Source organism: Streptomyces sp. NPDC014801 (assembly GCF_043082085.1).
Taxonomy (GTDB): Bacteria; Actinomycetota; Actinomycetes; order Streptomycetales; family Streptomycetaceae; genus Streptomyces.
The window spans coordinates 332,575-350,315 of the sequence record NZ_JBIBXG010000010.1; the positions used below are offsets into that span (position 1 = coordinate 332,575).

15 protein-coding genes are annotated in these 17,741 nt (G+C 72.3%); 6 read left to right on the plus strand and 9 right to left on the minus strand.

The annotated features are described in order from the left end of the window. Window positions 1-57: 57 nt before the first annotated feature. A complete protein-coding gene (locus ACF1AL_RS25375; RefSeq protein WP_003997975.1) occupies window positions 58-267 on the plus strand; it encodes a helix-turn-helix domain-containing protein in 210 nt (69 codons plus the stop codon). Further along, window positions 267-833, plus strand: a complete 567-nt coding sequence (locus tag ACF1AL_RS25380) for a Clp protease N-terminal domain-containing protein (protein ID WP_391780161.1) — start codon at window positions 267-269, stop codon at window positions 831-833. Before ACF1AL_RS25375 ends, ACF1AL_RS25380 begins: the two co-directional genes overlap by 1 nt. 22 nt (window positions 834-855) lie before the next feature. Here ACF1AL_RS25380 and ACF1AL_RS25385 read toward each other — a convergent pair whose 3' ends face one another. Together ACF1AL_RS25385 and ACF1AL_RS25390 are read right to left on the minus strand one after the other, a co-directional pair. Then, a complete protein-coding gene (locus tag ACF1AL_RS25385) occupies window positions 856-1,884 on the minus strand; it encodes a helix-turn-helix transcriptional regulator (protein ID WP_391827485.1) in 1,029 nt (342 codons plus the stop codon). Between the two features lies 1 nt (window position 1,885). Beyond that, window positions 1,886-2,839: a DUF4097 domain-containing protein gene (locus ACF1AL_RS25390; protein WP_384206621.1), complete on the minus strand. Its 954-nt coding sequence runs from the start codon at window positions 2,837-2,839 to the stop codon at window positions 1,886-1,888. 129 nt (window positions 2,840-2,968) lie between these two features. Here ACF1AL_RS25390 and ACF1AL_RS25395 point away from each other — a divergent pair, with 129 nt between their 5' ends. Continuing rightward, entirely contained in the window at window positions 2,969-3,814 is an 846-nt protein-coding gene (locus ACF1AL_RS25395; RefSeq protein ID WP_391827487.1) for a hypothetical protein, read from the plus strand. 154 nt (window positions 3,815-3,968) lie between these two features. Here ACF1AL_RS25395 and ACF1AL_RS25400 read toward each other — a convergent pair whose 3' ends face one another. The 5 genes from ACF1AL_RS25400 to ACF1AL_RS25420 form a co-directional block, all read right to left on the minus strand. After that, on the minus strand, window positions 3,969-4,148 hold the full coding sequence (locus ACF1AL_RS25400) for a DUF6104 family protein (RefSeq protein ID WP_028420339.1): 180 nt from the start codon (window positions 4,146-4,148) through the stop codon (window positions 3,969-3,971). Between the two features lie 86 nt (window positions 4,149-4,234). After that, on the minus strand, window positions 4,235-8,050 hold the full coding sequence (locus ACF1AL_RS25405) for a multifunctional oxoglutarate decarboxylase/oxoglutarate dehydrogenase thiamine pyrophosphate-binding subunit/dihydrolipoyllysine-residue succinyltransferase subunit (protein WP_391819547.1): 3,816 nt from the start codon (window positions 8,048-8,050) through the stop codon (window positions 4,235-4,237). 297 nt (window positions 8,051-8,347) lie between these two features. Beyond that, window positions 8,348-9,451, minus strand: coding sequence for an ATP-binding protein (locus tag ACF1AL_RS25410; protein WP_366839315.1), 1,104 nt, complete (start codon window positions 9,449-9,451; stop codon window positions 8,348-8,350). After that, window positions 9,448-10,185: a response regulator transcription factor gene (locus tag ACF1AL_RS25415; RefSeq protein ID WP_366839314.1), complete on the minus strand. Its 738-nt coding sequence runs from the start codon at window positions 10,183-10,185 to the stop codon at window positions 9,448-9,450. Before ACF1AL_RS25415 ends, ACF1AL_RS25410 begins: the two co-directional genes overlap by 4 nt. 124 nt (window positions 10,186-10,309) lie before the next feature. Continuing rightward, on the minus strand, window positions 10,310-10,987 hold the full coding sequence (locus ACF1AL_RS25420) for a spermidine synthase (RefSeq protein ID WP_391703447.1): 678 nt from the start codon (window positions 10,985-10,987) through the stop codon (window positions 10,310-10,312). A 325-nt stretch (window positions 10,988-11,312) separates the two neighbouring features. On the opposite strand from ACF1AL_RS25420, the gene ACF1AL_RS25425 reads away from it, so the two are divergent. Both ACF1AL_RS25425 and lon read left to right on the plus strand, forming a co-directional pair. Then, window positions 11,313-12,254 (plus strand): rhomboid-like protein, encoded by a 942-nt coding sequence (locus ACF1AL_RS25425; RefSeq protein WP_391827489.1) that lies wholly within the window; start codon window positions 11,313-11,315, stop codon window positions 12,252-12,254. A gap of 81 nt (window positions 12,255-12,335) precedes the next feature. Continuing rightward, complete coding sequence (lon, locus tag ACF1AL_RS25430; protein ID WP_391827491.1) at window positions 12,336-14,750, plus strand: endopeptidase La; 2,415 nt, start codon at window positions 12,336-12,338, stop codon at window positions 14,748-14,750. A 222-nt stretch (window positions 14,751-14,972) separates the two neighbouring features. On the opposite strand, the gene ACF1AL_RS25435 is transcribed toward lon, so the two are convergent. Beyond that, window positions 14,973-15,794: a lysozyme gene (locus tag ACF1AL_RS25435; protein ID WP_386420160.1), complete on the minus strand. Its 822-nt coding sequence runs from the start codon at window positions 15,792-15,794 to the stop codon at window positions 14,973-14,975. Window positions 15,795-16,037: 243 nt separating this feature from the next. Between ACF1AL_RS25435 and ACF1AL_RS25440 the strand changes: the two genes are divergently transcribed. Next, window positions 16,038-16,529 (plus strand): MarR family transcriptional regulator, encoded by a 492-nt coding sequence (locus tag ACF1AL_RS25440; RefSeq protein ID WP_366839306.1) that lies wholly within the window; start codon window positions 16,038-16,040, stop codon window positions 16,527-16,529. A 264-nt stretch (window positions 16,530-16,793) separates the two neighbouring features. Here ACF1AL_RS25440 and ACF1AL_RS25445 read toward each other — a convergent pair whose 3' ends face one another. Continuing rightward, the gene (locus ACF1AL_RS25445; protein ID WP_391780166.1) at window positions 16,794-17,585 is read right to left on the minus strand and encodes a protein phosphatase 2C domain-containing protein; all 792 of its coding nucleotides are present in this window, start codon (window positions 17,583-17,585) and stop codon (window positions 16,794-16,796) included. Window positions 17,586-17,741: the final 156 nt, after the last annotated feature.

Consider the following 17,741-nt stretch of genomic DNA (forward strand, 5'->3'; position numbering starts at 1 on the left):
GTGCCCGATGTGTCAACGTTGGTTGACATCGCCGGTGTGTCAACGTAGGTTGACGTCATGACCGAAGCCACAGATCTCGCCGAGCGGGCCGGAGACCGGGACCCGCGGGTCGGTCTGCGGGCCGTCGCCGCGCTGCGCCGGCTGCTGGAACAACTGGAGGCGGTGCAGGTGCGCAGCGCCCGCAACCAGGGCTGGTCCTGGCAGGAGATCGCCGCGGAGCTCGGAGTGAGCAGGCAGGCCGTGCACAAGAAGTACGGGAGGCGTTGATGTTCGAGCGGTTCACGAAGGACGCCCGGGACGTGGTCAAGGGGGCGTACGCCCACGCCGACCGCGCCGGGGAACGATCGGTCGGCGCCGAGCATCTGCTGCTCGCACTGCTGGACCGCGAGGGCAGCCGTGGTTCCTTCGCGCTGGCGGCCGTGGGGCTCGCCGAGGAGCGCGAGGCGGTCCGGCAGGCACTGCGGGAGGCGCGGCGGCGCGCAGGACTGACGCGGGCCGACGCGGACGCGCTGGCGGAGCTGGGCATCGACGTGTCGGAGATCGTGGCCCGGGTGGAGGAGACGCACGGCGTGGGGGCCATGGCCGGCGACCCGGGGGACGGGCGGTGGTGGTCCGGGCGGCGGCCGTCCTTCGCCCGGAGCGGGAAGGACGTGCTGGAGAGGTCGCTGCGGATCGCCCTCGCCCACCGCGACCGGCACATCGGGGACGAGCACCTGCTGCTCGCGCTCACCGTCCTGCCGGGCGCCCCCGCCGAGGTGCTGGCCGACCACGGGGTGACCTACGCGTCGGTCACCCGGGTCCTGTACGGCGGGGGAGAGGCGAAGGCGGGCTGAGCCCGCGGCGCCCGCCCGTCGCTCACGCCTTCGGGGCGCGCAATATCGCTGCGATGTGGGCGGCCGCCGTCGACAGATGGCGGCGGGCGTCGCGCAGCTGGTCGGCGTCCACCCCGTGATCGCGGGCCGCGTCCCGGATGTCGTCGCGGAAACGGTCCAGCAGCCGGTCGAGGTCGCGGGCGGGGTCGCCGGTCGGCGCGTCATGGGCCCAGGAGGGCTCGTGGACGGCCGGGAAGTCCTCCGGCGTCCGCTCATACTCCGGCTCCGGGCGGGCGCGGTCCGCGCCCGAGCGGCCCCAGCCGAACTCCTTGCCGAAGGTGCTGCCGAAGTCGCCGAACTCCTTGGCCAGTTCGGTCAGGCCCTCCTTCACGCCGTTCGGCCAGTCGCCCCGCGCGAAGCGGTCCTGCACCTGCTCCTGCACCCGGCGCGCGAGCCGCTGCAGCTCCTCCTGCGCCTGGGCGCGGGCCCGCTCCTGGGCCTCCTTCGCCTGGCGCCGGGCCCGCTGGGCCTCCTCGCGGGCCCGGCGGCTCTCGTCCTTGGCGCGCCGGGCCTGTTCCTTCCACTCCTGCTTGACGCGGCGCATCTCCTCCCTGGCGGCGCGCCACGCCTCCTTGTCGCCGGTGTCGGTGAACTCGAAGGAGGAGGACCCCTGGGCACCGCCCGACCGGGCCTCGCCGGCCGCCGCCCGCATCTCGCGGCGCAGATCGCCCGCGGCACCGCGCACGTCGGCGCGGATCTCGGCGGCCAGCTCGGCCACCGACTCGCGGATCTCCAGCTCCAGGTCGGCCAGTTCACCACTGCGGTCGGCCAGTTCGGCGCGGCCGGCGTCGGTGATGGCGTACACCTTGCGGCCGCCCTCGGTGGTGTGGGTGACCAGGCCCTCGGCCTCCAGCTTCGCCAGCCGCGGGTAGACGGTGCCGGCCGACGGCGCGTACAGCCCCTGGAAGCGCTCCTCCAGCAGGCGGATCACCTCGTAGCCGTGGCGCGGGGCCTCGTCCAGGAGCTTGAGCAGGTACAGACGGAGGCGGCCGTGGGCGAAGACGGGAGGCATGTCAGAGCACCTTCTTGTCGGTCGTACCGTCGGCCGGGGCGGTGGGGGCATCCTCGCCCGGGCCGGAAACGGAATTGTCCCCCGAGCCGGTGCGGGCGCTCGCGGCCGGGCCGTCGCCGCTCGGCTGCGCGTCCCAGGGGGCGTCCTCCGCCGGGGGCCTGCGCAGCAGGGCGATGGAACCGGAGACAGTGGTCGCCTTCAGCCGGCCGTTGCCCGCGCCGAGCCGGCCGGTGATCCGCTTGGCGCCCCACTGGCCGCCGACCCGCAGGTCCTCGAAGGCGTTGGAGACCGAGCCGCTCGCGGTGTTCGCCTCCACCTCGGTGTCCGCCGGGTGCGGCAGGCGGATGGCGATCTCACCGGAGACGCTGGTGAGGTTGACGTCGGTGGGGTGGGCGGCCGGGTCGAGGTCCACGATCATCGAACCGCTCACCGAGTCCGCGCGCACCGACGAACCGGAACCGTCCACCACGGTGAGGTCACCGGAGACGGAGGTGAAGCGCAGCTCGCCGCTGAGCGCCTGCGCCTCCACGCTGCCGGAGACCGTGTCGGCGCGCACCGGGCCGCCGAGCCCGACCAGGGTGGTGTCCCCGGTGACGCCCTTGACCTCGGCACGGCCGTCGATCCCGGAGACCATGGCCGCGGCCCCGACCACCCCCACCTCCACCCGCGTCCGCGCGGGGACGGCCAGGGAGACGACCGCGCTGCGGCGCCAGCCCTTGCGGTCGAGCCACTTCAGGAAGCCCTTCCAGGGCAGGTCCTCGTACGCCACCGTCAGCGTGCCGCCCTGCTGGGTGACCAGCAGGGGCGGGCCCTCGATCTCGGAGACCTCCAGGCGCGCGGAACCCTCGTCCGTGCCCACGACGTTCACCGTTCCGTTGACGATGCGCACGTGGAGTTCGCTCACGGGCTCGTCGAAGGTGAGCTTCTGCGGCTCTGCGACGGACCACTCGGACATGGGAGACCTCCTCGACACGCCATATCGCGTCTTTCACTCTTCACGATATATCGCGGATCCGGGAAGTCAAGACACTCGTTCCGGCGATCAGGAAGAGCCCGCCACGCCGGGCTGCCCTAGCGTGTGAGCATGCCCACGCCCCACGCCCAGGGCCCCGCGCACTCCGGTGCCGCGCCGGGCGGACTGCTGCTGTGCCGCGCCGCGCCCCGCGCCGTCGCCCCGCTCGCGCATCTGCTGCGCGACCCCATGCTGCTCACCGGCGCCGGCGACACCTGGAGCGTGCTCGTGCCCGAGGGGCGGCCCTGGCGGGACGGCGGCGAACCGGTCGAGCGGGTGCTCACCGGCTGGGCCACCGCCCTCGCCGTCGCCGCCCCCTGGCCCGTCCTCGCCCTGTGGTGGGACGCCGACCGCGCCGGCTACACCCTCGCCGCCGGCTTCCGCCGCCCCGTCGGCTACGTCTGGCTGGCCAACGGCACCGCGGCCGGCGAGGACGAGGCGATGCGCACCTTCGCCGCCCGGCTCGGCCTCGACCCCGTCCTGGACGTGCAGGAGCTGGACCACCTCACCCGCCCCGACCCGAACGCCGACGCCCGCGCCCGCCTGCGGGGCCTGCTCGCGGTGCTGACCCGCGCCGGCGTCGGCCTGCCGCCCGGCCTGGACCCGGGCGCGGGCCCCGGCCGACTGCGCGAGGCCGCGCTGCGCCGCCCCGACGCCCGGCAGACCGACGGCCACGGCCTGCGCGAGGCCCTGCGCACCGAACTCGACGCCGTCGAAGGCGTCGCCCTGGCCCCCTGGCTGCCCTGGGCCGCTACCCCGCGCGCCCGGGCCCTGGCCACCGCCCAACTGGCGGTCGGCCTCCCCCTGGCCGTGTGGGGCCTGCGCCGCCGCAGCCCGGGGCGGACGGCGGCGGGGGCCCTGCTGGTGGCCCACGGCGCCCTGTCCCTGACGTACGGACTGACGCACCCCCCGGACTGACGGCCGCGCCACAGGACGCCCCGCACGACAGCGCCGCAGACCGCCGTACGGGACGCGTGCGCGCCGTACCGCGCCCGGGAAGCCTGGAAGGACGCCCGGAAACGGCGAAGGGCGCCCGTAGGCGCCCTGGTGAGCCCGCGACGGCGGTCGCCGGCTACTCGTCGTCCTCGTCGTCCAGCCGCGCCAGCCACGTGGCCAGGCGCTCCACCGGGACCTCGAAGTCCGGGTTCAGGTCGACGAAGGTGCGCAGCTGCTCGGCGAGCCACTCGAAGGTGATTTCCTCCTCGCCCCGCCGCTTCTCCAGTTCTTCGATGCCTCGGTCGGTGAAGTACATGGGGTCAAGGATAAGTGCGCACACACGGCCGGGCCGCACCCCCGAACAGGGGGTGCGGCCCGGTCACGTACGACCCGCGGGAGCGGTTACGCCTCGAACACCTCGCGCACGAGCTGCTCCTGCTCCGCCTGGTGCCGCTTGGCGGAACCGACGGCCGGGGACGAGCCGTGCGGACGCGAGATGCGGCGCAGGCGCTCGCCGGCCGGGATGTCCGCGCCGACCGCCAGGTCCAGGTGGTCGATCAGGTTCAGGGCGATGAACGGCCAGGCGCCCTGGTTGGCCGGCTCCTCCTGGGCCCACAGGTACTTCTCGGCGTTCGGGTACTTGGCGATCTCCGCCTGCAGCTCCGCACCCGGCAGCGGGTACAGGCGCTCCAGACGCAGGATCGCGGTGTCCGTCACGCCGCGCTTCTTGCGCTCGGCGTCGAGGTCGTAGAAGACCTTGCCGGAGCAGAAGACGACCTTGCGGACCGCGGCCGGGTCGACCGAGGAGTCACCGATGACCGGCTGGAACTGGCCCGTGGTGAAGTCCTCCGCCTTCGACGCGGCGGCCTTCAGGCGCAGCATCGACTTCGGCGTGAAGACGACCAGCGGCTTGTGGTGCGGGTTGTGCACCTGCCACCGCAGGAGGTGGAAGTAGTTCGCCGGCGAGGTCGGCATGGCGACCGTCATGTTGTTCTGCGCGCACAGCTGCAGGAACCGCTCCGGGCGGGCCGAGGAGTGGTCCGGGCCCTGGCCCTCGTAGCCGTGCGGCAGCAGCAGCACGACGCCGGAGGTCTGGCCCCACTTCTGCTCGGCGGAGGAGATGAACTCGTCCACCACCGTCTGGGCGCCGTTGACGAAGTCGCCGAACTGGGCCTCCCACAGCACGAGCGCGTTCGGGCGGGCCAGCGAGTAGCCGTACTCGAAGCCCATGGCCGCGTACTCGGACAGCAGGGAGTTGTAGACGTTCAGCCGCGCCTGGTCCTCGGAGAGGTACTGCAGCGGCGTGTACTCCTCGCCGGTGCTGCGGTCGATGATGACCGCGTGGCGCTGGCCGAAGGTGCCGCGCTGGGAGTCCTGGCCGGCCAGGCGGACCGGCACGCCCTCCAGCAGCAGCGAACCGAAGGCCAGGGTCTCGCCCATGCCCCAGTCGATCGTCCCGTCCTCGACCATCGCCGCCCGGCGCTGCAGCTGCGGCAGCAGACGCGGGTGGACGGTGATGTTGTCCGGGATGTTGACCTGGGACTCGGCGATCCGCTTGACGACCTCGGAGGAGACCGCGGTCGGGACCGCGACCGGGAAGCCGTCCTGCGGGGCCTGGGCGTCACCGGCGGCCGGCTGCGAGGTGGCCTCGCGGACCTCGGTGAAGACCTTCTCCAGCTGGCCCTGGTAGTCCTGCAGCGCCTGCTCGGCCTCTTCCAGGGTGATGTCGCCGCGACCGATCAGGGACTCGGTGTACAGCTTGCGCACCGAGCGCTTCTTGTCGATCAGGTCGTACATCAGCGGCTGGGTGAAGGCCGGGTTGTCCGACTCGTTGTGACCGCGGCGGCGGTAGCAGATGAGGTCGATCACCACGTCCTTGTTGAACGCCTGGCGGAACTCGAAGGCGAGCCGCGCCACGCGCACGACGGCCTCGGGGTCGTCGCCGTTGACGTGGAAGATCGGGGCCTCGATCATGCGGGCCACGTCCGTCGCGTACATGGAGGAACGCGAGGACTCGGGGGCCGCGGTGAAGCCGACCTGGTTGTTGATGACGATGTGGACCGTGCCGCCGGTGCGGTAGCCGCGCAGCTGCGACATGTTCAGGGTCTCGGCCACGACGCCCTGGCCCGCGAAGGCCGCGTCGCCGTGGATCGCCACCGGCAGGACGGTGAAGTCCGTGCCGCCCTTGTTGATGATGTCCTGCTTGGCGCGGGCGACGCCCTCCAGGACCGGGTCGACCGCCTCCAGGTGGGAGGGGTTGGCGACCAGGGAGACCTTGATCTGCTCGCCGTCGAGGCCGGTGAAGGTGCCCTCGGCGCCCAGGTGGTACTTCACGTCGCCGGAGCCGTGCATCGACTTCGGGTCGAGGTTGCCCTCGAACTCGCGGAAGATCTGCGCGTACGACTTGCCGACGATGTTGGCGAGGACGTTCAGGCGGCCGCGGTGGGCCATGCCGATGACGACCTCGTCGAGCCGCGATTCGGCCGCGGAGTCGATGACCGCGTCGAGCAGCGGGATGACGGACTCGCCGCCCTCCAGGGAGAACCGCTTCTGGCCGACGTACTTCGTCTGCAGGAACGTCTCGAAGGCCTCGGCGGCGTTCAGGCGGCGCAGGATCCGCAGCTGCTCCTCGCGCTCCATCCTGGAGTGCGGGCGCTCCACGCGGTCCTGGATCCACTTGCGCTGCTTGGGGTCCTGGATGTGCATGAACTCGATGCCGGTGGTGCGGCAGTACGAGTCGCGCAGCACGCCGAGGATATCGCGCAGCTTCATCATCGACTTGCCGGCGAAGCCGCCGACGGCGAACTCGCGCTCCAGGTCCCACAGGGTGAGGCCGTGCTCGACGATGTCCAGGTCGGGGTGCTTGCGCTGCTTGTACTCCAGCGGGTCGGTGTCGGCCATGACGTGGCCGCGGACCCGGTAGGAGTGGATCAGCTCGAAGACGCGGGCGGCCTTGGTGACGTCGTCGTCGTGGCTGGCGTCGATGTCCTTGAGCCAGCGGACCGGCTCGTAGGGGATGCGCAGGGCCTCGAAGATGTCGTCGTAGAAGCCGTTCTCGCCCAGCAGCAGGTTCGCCACCTGGCGCAGGAACTCGCCGGAGGCGGCGCCCTGGATGACCCGGTGGTCGTAGGTCGACGTGAGCGTCATGACCTTCGAGATGCCGAGCTTGTTCAGGGTGTCCTGGCTGGTGCCCTGGAACTCCGCCGGGTAGTCCATGGAGCCGACGCCCATGATCACCGACTGGCCGGGCATCAGCCGCGGCACGGAGTGGACGGTGCCGAGGCCGCCGGGGTTGGTCAGGGAGACCGTGACGCCGGTGAAGTCGTCCATCGTCAGCTTGTTGTCGCGGGCGCGACGGACGATGTCCTCGTAGGCCTGCCAGAACTCGAAGAAGTTCAGCGTCTCGGCCTTCTTGATCGCCGCGACGACGAGCTGGCGGTCGCCGTTGGGCTTGACCAGGTCGATGGCGAGACCGAGGTTGACGTGCTCCGGCTTGACCAGGGTCGGCTTGCCGTCCTTGAGCTGGTACGACCAGTTCATCGACGGCATGGCCTTGATGGCCTGCACCATCGCGTACCCGATGAGGTGCGTGAAGGAGATCTTCCCGCCGCGGGCGCGCTTGAGGTGGTTGTTGATGACGATGCGGTTGTCGAACAGCAGCTTCACCGGGACCGCGCGCACCGAGGTGGCGGTGGGCATCTCCAGCGAGGCGTCCATGTTCTTCGCGACCGCGGCGGACGGGCCGCGCAGCGTCACGAGCTCCGGACCGGCCGGGGCCTCCTTGGCGGGCTCCGCCTTGGCCTTCGGCTGAGCGGGCGCCTGTGCGGGACGCGCCGGCTGAGCCTGGGCGGGGGCGGGCTTCGCCGCGGGGGCCGGGGCGGCGGCCGCGGGCTTGGCGGCCGGAGCCGGAGCGGCGCTGGGCGCCGGAGCGGCCGGCGCGGCGGCCTGCGGGGCCGGAGCGGGCGTCTGGGTGGGGGTCTGCGCGGCCCCCGCGGCCGCGCCGCCCGACGCAACCGGGGCGCCTGCCGCCCCCGGCTTGTAGTCGGCGAAGAAGTCCCACCAGGCGCGGTCTACCGAATTCGGGTCCTGGAGGTACTGCTGATAGATCTCGTCGACGAGCCACTCGTTGGGACCGAAGGCGGCAGCGGGGTTCTTTCCCGCTTGGTCGGCTTCGGTCGTGGGAGCGCTCGATGCGTTACTGGGGGACTGTGGCGACACGGCGGCAACCGCCCTCTTCCGCTTCACAAGGTGATGGACAGCGGGAATAAAGGCTACGCCTCCCTGAGGGTGAAGGTCAGGTCGGGCCCGTTCATCGTCGCGTAAGTCACATCTCGGCCCGTGTTTCGGCGCTGGAAATGGCGGGAAACAAGCGAGGTTCCGGTGTGAAAGGGGAGCACGGGGGTACGGCGACGAGGGCCCGGCACGCCGGGCGTGCGGGCCTGTGCCTGATCACACGTGTCCGTCGGCGCGGACGCAGGTGGATCTTGAAGCTCCGCTTCGAACCCTACGTCAACTTCAAGCGCTTGGCTCTCCTGGAAGAGTGACAAGAATCCGGCAACCTCGCTCGGATTCGGCCACCCCGATACGGCCCCCGTGCAGGTCCACGGCCCAGCGGGCGATCGCCAGGCCCAGCCCGGTGCCGCCGTCGCTGCCCGGACCGTGCGGACGGGCCACCACACCCCGGTTGAACCGCTCGAAGACGCGGTGCCACTCCGACTTCGGGATGCCGGGCCCCTCGTCCAGGACCTCCAGCTGAAGCGAGCCGGGCGTCGCGCCGTGCCGCGCCCGGACCGTGACCCGGCCGTGCGGCGGGCTGTGCTTGACCGCGTTGTCGATCAGGTTGGCGACCACCTGGTGGATGCGCTCCGGGTCGGCGTGCGCGGTCAGGTCGGTCGGGAAGACGTCCAGGTGCAGGTGGACGTCGGCGCGGGTGTGACCGCCCGAGCCGGAGGCGATGCCGGCGCGCGCCGAGGCGACCATGTTGGCCTCCTTCAGCACGCCCGACAGATACGGCCACACCTCGAAGCGACGTTTCTTCAGCGGGACGACGCCGTTGTCCAGCCGGGACAGGTCCAGCAGCGTCTCCACCAGCCGGCCCAGCCGCTCGGTCTGCTTCAGCGCCGTGCGCATGGTCTCCGGGTCGGCCTCGGTGACCCCGTCGACGATGTTCTCCAGCACCGCCCGCAGGCCCGCGATCGGGGTGCGCAGCTCGTGCGAGACGTTCGCCACCAGCTCCTTGCGCTGGCGGTCCTGCGCCTCCAGCTCGTCCGCCATCACGTTGATCGTCTGGGCCAGGTCGCCCAGCTCGTCCCGGCGGCTCTCCCGCACCCGGCGCGTGTAGTCGCCCTGCGAGATCGACCGGGCCACGGTGTTCATCTCGTCCAGCGGCGCGGTGAGCGAATGCGCCACGAACTGCGTGATCAGCAGGGTGGCGATCATCGAGAAGACCGTGATGAAGCGCAGCTCCGTCTGGGTGCGCAGGGCGATCATCATCAGCCCGGTGGTGATGAGCACCGAGATGACGACGAGCGCGCCCAGCTTGGTCTTGATCGAGAACGGGCGTACGCCGCCCCAGGGATCCCCGGGGCTCCTCCGCGCGGCCGGCCGCCCGTCGCTCATGGCGTCGGCGTCTCCAGCGCGTAGCCCACGCCGTGCACGGTACGGATGCGCTCGGCGCCGATCTTGCGGCGCAGCGCCTTGATGTGGCTGTCGACCGTGCGGGTGCCGGAGGCGTCCGCCCAGTCCCACACCTCCGCCAGCAGCTGCTCCCGCGAGAGCACCGCGCGCGGCGTGTTCGCCAGGCACACCAGCAGGTCGAACTCGGTGGGCGTCAGGTGCACGTCCTCCGACTTCACCCGGACCCGGCGCTGCGCGTGGTCGATCTCCAGCTCCCCCAGGCGCATCACACCGCTGCGCGGCGTCGCGGCGGCCAGCGCGGCCCGCTCCACCCGGCGCAGCAGCACGTGCACGCGGGCGGCCAGCTCCCGCATCGAGAACGGCTTGGTCATGTAGTCGTCGGCCCCGACGCCCAGCCCGACCAGCATGTCGGTCTCGTCGTCGCGGGCGGTGAGCATCAGCACCGGCACCGGCCGCTGCGCCTGCACCCGCCGGCAGACCTCGAGCCCGTCGAAGCCGGGCAGCATGATGTCGAGGATCAGCAGATCGGGCTGCCAGGCCTCGGCGGTGTCGACGGCCGCCGGGCCGTCACCCGCGGTTTGCACGAGGAATCCCTCGGCTCGCAGGCGGGCCGCGATGGCGTCGACGATCGTCGGATCGTCCTCGACGACCAGGACCCGCCGCTGCGCGCCGGGGGTCGCCGTCGTGCCGCTGTGGGAGGTGTGTGTCTGCTCCATCGCCCGCCCCTGAAGTGTGCTTTCCGGAATCAGTGGGGTGATCCCTTGGTCTGCGCGTGACTGCGATTGACGCTTGAATGATCCGCGTCAGGGAAGCAGCGTACGGGGAGTCACCACGGCTTTGCTATTCAGGGCGGATCCCGAGGTGCACCACGTCCGGAACTCCTCGGGCAACGGGGATCTCTTCCGTACGCACCTGCTGGAACCCGACATTCCCCAAGGTTTCTTCGAAATCCTCGGACGGCTCGGCCGACCACACCGCGAGCACCCCGCCGGGTCTCAACACCCGTGCGCAGCTTGCCAGTCCGGCCGGTGAGTACAGTCCGTCATTGCCTTCCGTGACCGTCCAGCCGGGGCCGTTGTCGATGTCCAGGCACAGCGCGTCGAACGTGGCGGATGTCTCATTGACGTACTCCACCAGGTCGGCCTCGACGATCCGCGTGCGCGGGTCGGCGAGTGCGGCGCGGGACAGTTCGCCGAGCGGGCCGTGCCGGTGCCAGTCGATGACCGCGGATTCCCTTTCCACCACGGTGATCCGCCCCCACCGCGAATTCGCAGCCGCATGCGCCAGCGAGAAGCCGACGCCCAGCCCGCCGATCAGCACATGCGGGGCGTCGCGGTCGCCGAGCGCGTCCAGCGCGGCGTCCACCAGCAGCCGTTCGCTGCGGCCGTCGGAGGTGTCCATCAAAAAGCAGCCGTTGGCGATGATCTGCAGCAGGGAGCCGTGCCGCCGCAACACGACCTCGCCATGGGGACCCTCACGGCGGTCCAGGACCTCGGGGATGTCGTACGTCGTGGACATGCACCCCATCCTGCATGAACGGGGCTTGACGGGACGGGGAATTACGGGGGCGGTGCCCGGTTCGGGGGACGCCCGCGCGGTGCGGTGGCAGGCGCGCGGGAACGCGGCGCGGGAGCATGGGAGGACGCGGCGCGGGGGGCATGGGAGGACGCGGCGCGGGAGGGCGGGAGGACGCGGTGCGGAAGGGCGGGAGCGCGCGGCGCGGGAGGGCGGACGCGTAAGAACCTTGAGAGGTTGCTGAGAATCCGCTCACCCGTGGCGTGGATCACAGACAGTGGGCCGGTCCGGCGCGAAGGGTGGGGTGCGACGGAAGGAGCGCCCCACCGTGGAACGGACTGCGAGGGTCGAGACGACACCCCCGGACGCGCCCCTTCCGGCCGTCCCGCCCGAGGTGGCCCGGCTGCTGGACGCCATGCCCGGCCAGCCCCTCCGGCGCCGGCCCGGCCCGTCCGCGGCGATCGAGCCCCCGGCCCCGGCGACCGGGCCCGCCGCGGAACGGACGCCCCGGTGCGCGGCCGCCCTGCGGGACCGCCTGCGCACGGCCCGCCCCTGGCGCCTGCTGCCCACGCCCGCCGGCACCCCGTTCACCTTCGCCTACGCCGCCGTCCTGGCCGTCACCTCACTGGTCGCGGCGTACGCCGACCCCGCCGTCGTCCAGGCGCTGCAGCAGGGCTCCAGCACCGACGTGGCCCACCTGGTGCGCCATCCCGTGCTGGTGCTCGTCGCCAGCGCGCTGTGGATCGCGGGCGGCGTGCTCTCGCCGTACACGCTCGGCTTCCTGCTGGTGCTCACCGCCCTGGAACGGCGGATCGGCGGGCTGCGCACGGCCGGTGTCTTCCTGTGCGGGCATGTGCTCGCCACCCTCGCCACCGAGGTCCCGGTCGGCCTCGCGGTGCTCACCGGCCATCTGCCGGACAGCTCCCTGCACCGCCTCGACTACGGCATCAGCTTCGGCGTGGCCACCGGCGTCGGCGCGCTGGCCGGGCTGCTCACCCCGTGGCTGCGCTGGCCCCTGCTCTCGTACCTCGCGGCGGTCCTCGGCCAGGACCTGCTGTCCCCCTACGACCCGCTCACCAGCTGGGGCCATGCCACAGCGCTGGCGATAGGCGTCGCCACCTGGCCCGCCCTGCGCCGCTGGGCCGACGCCCGGCAGGGCGGGAAGGGCACGGGGACGCGGGCGGGAGGGCCGCATGGGGCGCGGGCGGGAAGGGCGCAGGGGCGTGGGGTGTTGCGGATGACTGCACCCCCGGAAAGCGGTGATCGCTGAGAGCGAACATCGCGTGGGAACATCCCCCGGCTCACAAGCATTGAGTCAGTACAACTCAACTTGAATGCCGAAGGGGAGATCATGGCTTCGACGTCCGCATCGCTCACCCTGCCTGTGCTGCCGCTCGACGACGAGGTCGTGCTGCCCGGGATGGTGGTCCCGCTGGACCTGAGCGACTCCGAGGTGCGGGCCGCGGTGGAGGCCGCCCAGTCCGCCGCCTCCGCACAGCCCGGAAAGCCCAAGGTCCTGCTGGTGCCACGCGTCGACGGGACCTACGCGAGCACCGGTGTCCTCGGCACCGTCGAGCAGGTCGGCCGGCTGGCCGACGGCGACCCGGGCGCCCTGATCCGCGGCCGCGGCCGCGTGAAGATCGGCGCCGGGACCACCGGCCCGGGTGCGGCGCTGTGGGTCGAGGGCACGACCATCGACGAGAAGATCCCCGACCCGGTCCCCGGCCACGTGCAGGAACTGGTGAAGGAGTACAAGGCCCTCGCCACCAGCTGGCTGAAGAAGCGCGGCGCCTGGCAGGTCGTCGACCGCGTCCAGGCCATCGACGACGTCTCCGCGCTCGCCGACAACTCCGGCTACTCGCCGTTCCTCACCACCGCCCAGAAGGTGGAGCTGCTGGAGACCGCCGACCCGGTCGCCCGCCTCAAGCTCGCCACCCAGCAGCTGCGCGACCACCTCGCCGAGCAGGACGTCGCCGAGACCATCGCCAAGGACGTCCAGGAAGGCGTCGACAAGCAGCAGCGCGAGTTCCTGCTGCGCCGCCAGCTGGAGGCCGTCCGCAAGGAGCTGCGCGAGCTCAACGGCGAGAAGGAGGGCGAGGAGTCCGACGACTACCGCGCCCGTGTGGAGGCCGCCGACCTGCCGGAGAAGGTCCGCGAGGCCGCGCTGAAGGAGGTCGACAAGCTGGAGCGGGCCTCCGACCAGTCCCCGGAGGGCTCCTGGATCCGCACCTGGCTCGACACGGTCCTGGAGATGCCGTGGAACGAGCGCACCGAGGACGCCTACGACATCCAGGGCGCCAAGGCCGTCCTGGACGCCGAGCACGCCGGGCTGAACGACGTCAAGGAACGCATCACCGAGTACCTGGCCGTGCGCAAGCGCCGCGCCGACCGCGGGCTGGGCGTCGTCGGGGGCCGCAGGGGCGGCGCCGTGCTGGCGCTGGTCGGGCCTCCGGGTGTCGGCAAGACGAGCCTCGGCGAGAGCGTGGCCCACGCCATGGGCCGCAAGTTCGTCCGCGTCGCCCTCGGCGGTGTGCGCGACGAGGCCGAGATCCGCGGTCACCGCCGGACGTACGTCGGCGCGCTGCCCGGCCGGATCGTGCGGGCCGTCAAGGAGGCCGGCTCGATGAACCCGGTCGTCCTGCTCGACGAGATCGACAAGGTGGGCTCCGACTTCCGCGGCGACCCGGCCGCGGCCCTGCTGGAGGTCCTGGACCCGGCGCAGAACCACACCTTCCGCGACCACTACCTGGAGGTCGAACTCGACCTGTCCGACGTGGTCTTCCTCGCCACGGCCAACGTCCTGGAGGCCATCCCCGAGGCGCTCGCCGACCGCATGGACATCGTCCGCCTCGACGGCTACACCGAGGACGAGAAGGTCGTCATCGCCCGCGACCACCTGCTGCCGCGTCAGCTGGAACGCTCCGGTCTGAACCGGGACGAGGTCACGATCGACGAGGGCGCCCTGCGCAAGCTGGCCGGCGAGTACACCCGCGAGGCCGGCGTGCGCACCCTGGAGCGCTCCATCGCCCGGCTGCTGCGCAAGGTGGCCGCCCAGCACGAACTGGGCGAGCGGGAGCTGCCGTTCACGGTCACCGCGGACGACCTGCGCGACCTGCTCGGCCGCCCGCACCACGTGCCCGAGTCCGCCCAGGACCCGGCCGAGCGCCGCACCGCGGTGCCCGGCGTGGCGACCGGTCTCGCGGTGACCGGCGCCGGCGGTGACGTCCTCTACGTCGAGGCCTCCCTGGCCGACCCGGAGACGGGCGCCGCCGGACTGACCCTGACCGGTCAGCTGGGTGATGTGATGAAGGAGTCCGCGCAGATCGCGCTGAGCTTCCTGCGCAGCCACGGCGCCGAACTGGAGCTGCCGGTGGCCGACCTGAAGGACCGGGGGGTGCACATCCACTTCCCGGCGGGCGCGGTCCCCAAGGACGGCCCCAGCGCCGGCATCACCATGACGACGGCCCTGGCGTCCCTGCTCTCCGGCCGCCTGGCCCGCACGGACGTGGCGATGACCGGCGAGGTCTCCCTGACCGGCCGGGTGCTGCCCATCGGCGGTGTGAAGCAGAAGCTGCTCGCCGCGCACCGCGCCGGGGTGACCACCGTGATCATCCCCAAGCGCAACGAGCCCGACCTGGACGACGTCCCGGCCGAGGTGCTGGACAAGCTCGACGTCCACGCCGTGACCGACGTCCGCCAGGTCCTGGAACTGGCGCTCGCCCCCGCCACCAGCGGCGCGACGCCCGAGATCCCGGTCGCGGCCTGACGGTCGCGGGCGGTGAGGCTCCGGCCGCGCGGTGACGGACGCGGCCGGATCACGGCAGGGCCCGGGTCCCGTGAGGGGAACCCGGGCCTTCGCCGCGTCGGGGCCGGCCGGCGCTCCGGTGCGCCGGCCGGTGAAACGCCCGCCGTGGGCCGGTGGCGCGCCGGCCGTCGGCCGGAAAGCGTCCGCCGTCGGCCGGAAGCGTCAGCCGTCGGCGGGGGAGGGCTAGCCGTTGGCCAGGGCCTGCAGCCGGTCGTAGGCGCCGTTGAACTTGTCGTGGTCGCCGACCGTCGGGCCGGAGGAGGTGTACTGCCACATCGTGTAGTACGCCCAGCCGGCCGGCAGGGTGCCCGGATCGCTGGCGTAGCGGGCGATCCACAGCGGGTTGGTGGTGGCGAAGCCGCCGTAGTTGCCGGTGCACTGCGTCCACCAGCTGGTCGCCGTGTAGATGACGGCGTCACGGCCGGTGCGGGCCTTGTACTGGTTCAGGAAGTCGCGGATCCAGGTGACCATGCCGCTCTGCGTCTTGCCGTAGCAGGCGGCGCCGTAGGGGTTCCACTCGATGTCGAGGGCGCCCGGGAGGGTCCTGCCGTCGCCGGACCAGCCGCCGCCGTGGTCCACGAAGTAGTTGGCCTGGGTGGCACCGCTCGTCGTGTCCGGGGTGGCGAAGTGGTACGCGCCGCGGATCATGCCGACGTTGTACGAGCCGTTGTACTGCTGCGCGAAGTAGGGGTTCGTGTAGTACGTGCCCTCCGTGGCCTTGGTGTAGGCCCACTTCACGCCGCTGCCCCACAGCGTGGACCAGGCGACGTTGCCCTGGTAGCTGGCCACGTCGACCCCTTCGGTCTGGGTGGCGTCGGAGCTGCTGGGCGTGCCGCTCTGGCCGTCGTGGGCGAGGACGCCCATGCCCATGTGGGCGGAGCCGCGCTGAGGGACGTCGGCGGACCGGGCGGACGCGGGGAGGGCGAGCGAGAGGACCGTGAGGCCGGCCGCGACGAGCGGGGCGAGCAGGCGGCGGCGTACGGAACCGGGTCTGTGCACGGGCATGACGTGCCTCCGAGGGCGTTGGTGGGGAACGCTGGACGACGTGCTGCACAGGTTGGCCCGTTCTGCACTGGCGTGGGCATGCCAGCGCTGGGCCTGGTAATGAAGCTACGCACGTAGACCGTGCGAGGGAAGGGGTCCGGTCGCTGCCGTTGGTCTAGCCCTGCGAAATACTGACGGAGCTGCGGCGATGGTGGGCGCCTGGCGGAAACTTTCAGGATCGGGAAACCGGATCAGGGGACTGACGTGCACGAGGACGCGAACGGCGCGGGGCATCGGGGCGAACCCGAGACGTCGCCGAGTGGTGTGGACCAGGAGTTCCTGGCGCTGGAACGCGAGCTGACGGTCTTCCTGCGCCGGGCCCGCGCCAGCCAGGGCGAGATGGCCCGCGAGGTCCACCCGGACCTGGAATCGGCCGCCTACGGCCTGCTCGTCCGGCTCGACGAGTGCGGGCGGCAGCGCGCCACCGAACTCGCCGCCTACGTCGGCGTCGGCAAGGCCACGATGTCCCGCCAGCTGCGGGCCCTGGAGGAGCTGGGCCTCGTGGCCCGTGAACCCGACCCGGCCGACGGCCGCGCCTGGCTGGTCCACCTCACCGAGGAGGGCCGCCGACGGGTGGGCAGCGTCCGCGAGGCCCGCCGGGCCCGCTACGTCCGCAAGCTCGCCCACTGGGACCGCCGCGAGGTGGCCGAACTGGCACGGCTGCTGCAGCACCTGAACCAGGGGATGGAGAAGTGAGGCGCGCGGGCCGGACGGGCCGGGGTGACGTGCGGAGCCGCTGAGCCACCGCGCGCCGCGTGCCGGGGAGTCGGCCGCTGCCAGTCACCCTCAGGCCGTGAGCCCGCCGTGCGCCGCGCCCCGGACGGCGGGCGGTCCGAGCGCCGAGGAGCCGGCCGCTGTCGATCACCCCTCAGGCCGTGAGCCCCCCCGTGCCCCGCACCCCGGACGGCGGGCGGTCCGGGGCGCGGGCGGTCAGGGCGCGGCCGTGCCGGTCGGCCTCCCTCACAGTTCCGCGTACACCACCGTCGCGTCGTCGTGGGTCTTGCTGCGGCCCAGGTAGGCCCGCTGTTCGGCGTCCGCGCGCTCCAAGGCCCGGACGCGGTCGACCAGGGCCCGCGCGCCGTCCTTGCGGATCAGCGTGAGGCAGTCCGCCCAGTCGCCCTCGCGGAACCGTTCCACCCAGCGCGTCGCCCCGTCCGTCAGCGCGGCCAGCGCGGACACCTCGGAGCGCGGCACCGACCCGGTCACCGCCCGCCGCGCCACGGACGGGTCGGCGGCGGCCGTGAAGAAGCCGCCCTCCTTGTTGCGCAGGTGCGCGTCGATCAGCGCGTCCGTGGCCAGGGCGGCGCGCGGCAGCCGGCCCAGCCGGTCGTCCACGACGGCCTCGACCCCGCCGTCCGGGGACTGCAGCAGCAGCACGGAATCGGACAGCACCAGGTACTCCACGGTCTGCGCGGACCAGCGCGCCAGCACCACGGTTGCCTGCGGGGTACGCGGGTGAGAAAGGTCACAGGTTGCCGCGTGTGCGGCTGAGGTACGCGCGATGGCGCGGGCGAGGGCCTCCGGGAGGGGAACATCCGGGAGCGAAACGGTCAGTTCGGTCAGCGCCCCGCCCAGTCGTGCCGTGTACCAGGGGACCGAATGCAGACAGCCCGTCCCGCCGCGCGGCGGGGTCACGCCGTCCAGGACGACCAGCGAGCCGCCGCCCTGTCCGGAAGCGGGTACTCCGACGCCGGCGAAGTCCTCGTTGGGGCGTTCTTGATCGCCGGGTTCCGAGACGAGTTCCGTACGCATCCAGCCAGTCTGCACGAGCCCTTCACATGCTCCGCGAACGGCTGGCAAACATCGCGGGTTCACCCCGGCCGCAGCGCCCCGCTGCCGGTTTTGGGTGGGAATGCTGCACTCCGCAAAGGCGTGGCGGCGAATCCTGCCAAAGCGCGCCGCAGACGT

What these genes read in the sequence shown, in the direction of transcription:
- ACF1AL_RS25375 (WP_003997975.1), top strand. Translation starts at nt 58, where the DNA reads ATGACCGAAGCCACAGATCTCGCCGAGCGGGCCGGAGACCGGGACCCG.
- ACF1AL_RS25415 (WP_366839314.1), bottom strand. Translation starts at nt 10,185, where the DNA reads ATGGAGCAGACACACACCTCCCACAGCGGCACGACGGCGACCCCCGGC.
- ACF1AL_RS25390 (WP_384206621.1), bottom strand. Translation starts at nt 2,839, where the DNA reads ATGTCCGAGTGGTCCGTCGCAGAGCCGCAGAAGCTCACCTTCGACGAG.
- ACF1AL_RS25385 (WP_391827485.1), bottom strand. Translation starts at nt 1,884, where the DNA reads ATGCCTCCCGTCTTCGCCCACGGCCGCCTCCGTCTGTACCTGCTCAAG.
- lon (WP_391827491.1), top strand. Translation starts at nt 12,336, where the DNA reads ATGGCTTCGACGTCCGCATCGCTCACCCTGCCTGTGCTGCCGCTCGAC.
- ACF1AL_RS25435 (WP_386420160.1), bottom strand. Translation starts at nt 15,794, where the DNA reads ATGCCCGTGCACAGACCCGGTTCCGTACGCCGCCGCCTGCTCGCCCCG.
- ACF1AL_RS25395 (WP_391827487.1), top strand. Translation starts at nt 2,969, where the DNA reads ATGCCCACGCCCCACGCCCAGGGCCCCGCGCACTCCGGTGCCGCGCCG.
- ACF1AL_RS25380 (WP_391780161.1), top strand. Translation starts at nt 267, where the DNA reads ATGTTCGAGCGGTTCACGAAGGACGCCCGGGACGTGGTCAAGGGGGCG.
- ACF1AL_RS25400 (WP_028420339.1), bottom strand. Translation starts at nt 4,148, where the DNA reads ATGTACTTCACCGACCGAGGCATCGAAGAACTGGAGAAGCGGCGGGGC.
- ACF1AL_RS25445 (WP_391780166.1), bottom strand. Translation starts at nt 17,585, where the DNA reads ATGCGTACGGAACTCGTCTCGGAACCCGGCGATCAAGAACGCCCCAAC.
- ACF1AL_RS25420 (WP_391703447.1), bottom strand. Translation starts at nt 10,987, where the DNA reads ATGTCCACGACGTACGACATCCCCGAGGTCCTGGACCGCCGTGAGGGT.
- ACF1AL_RS25410 (WP_366839315.1), bottom strand. Translation starts at nt 9,451, where the DNA reads ATGAGCGACGGGCGGCCGGCCGCGCGGAGGAGCCCCGGGGATCCCTGG.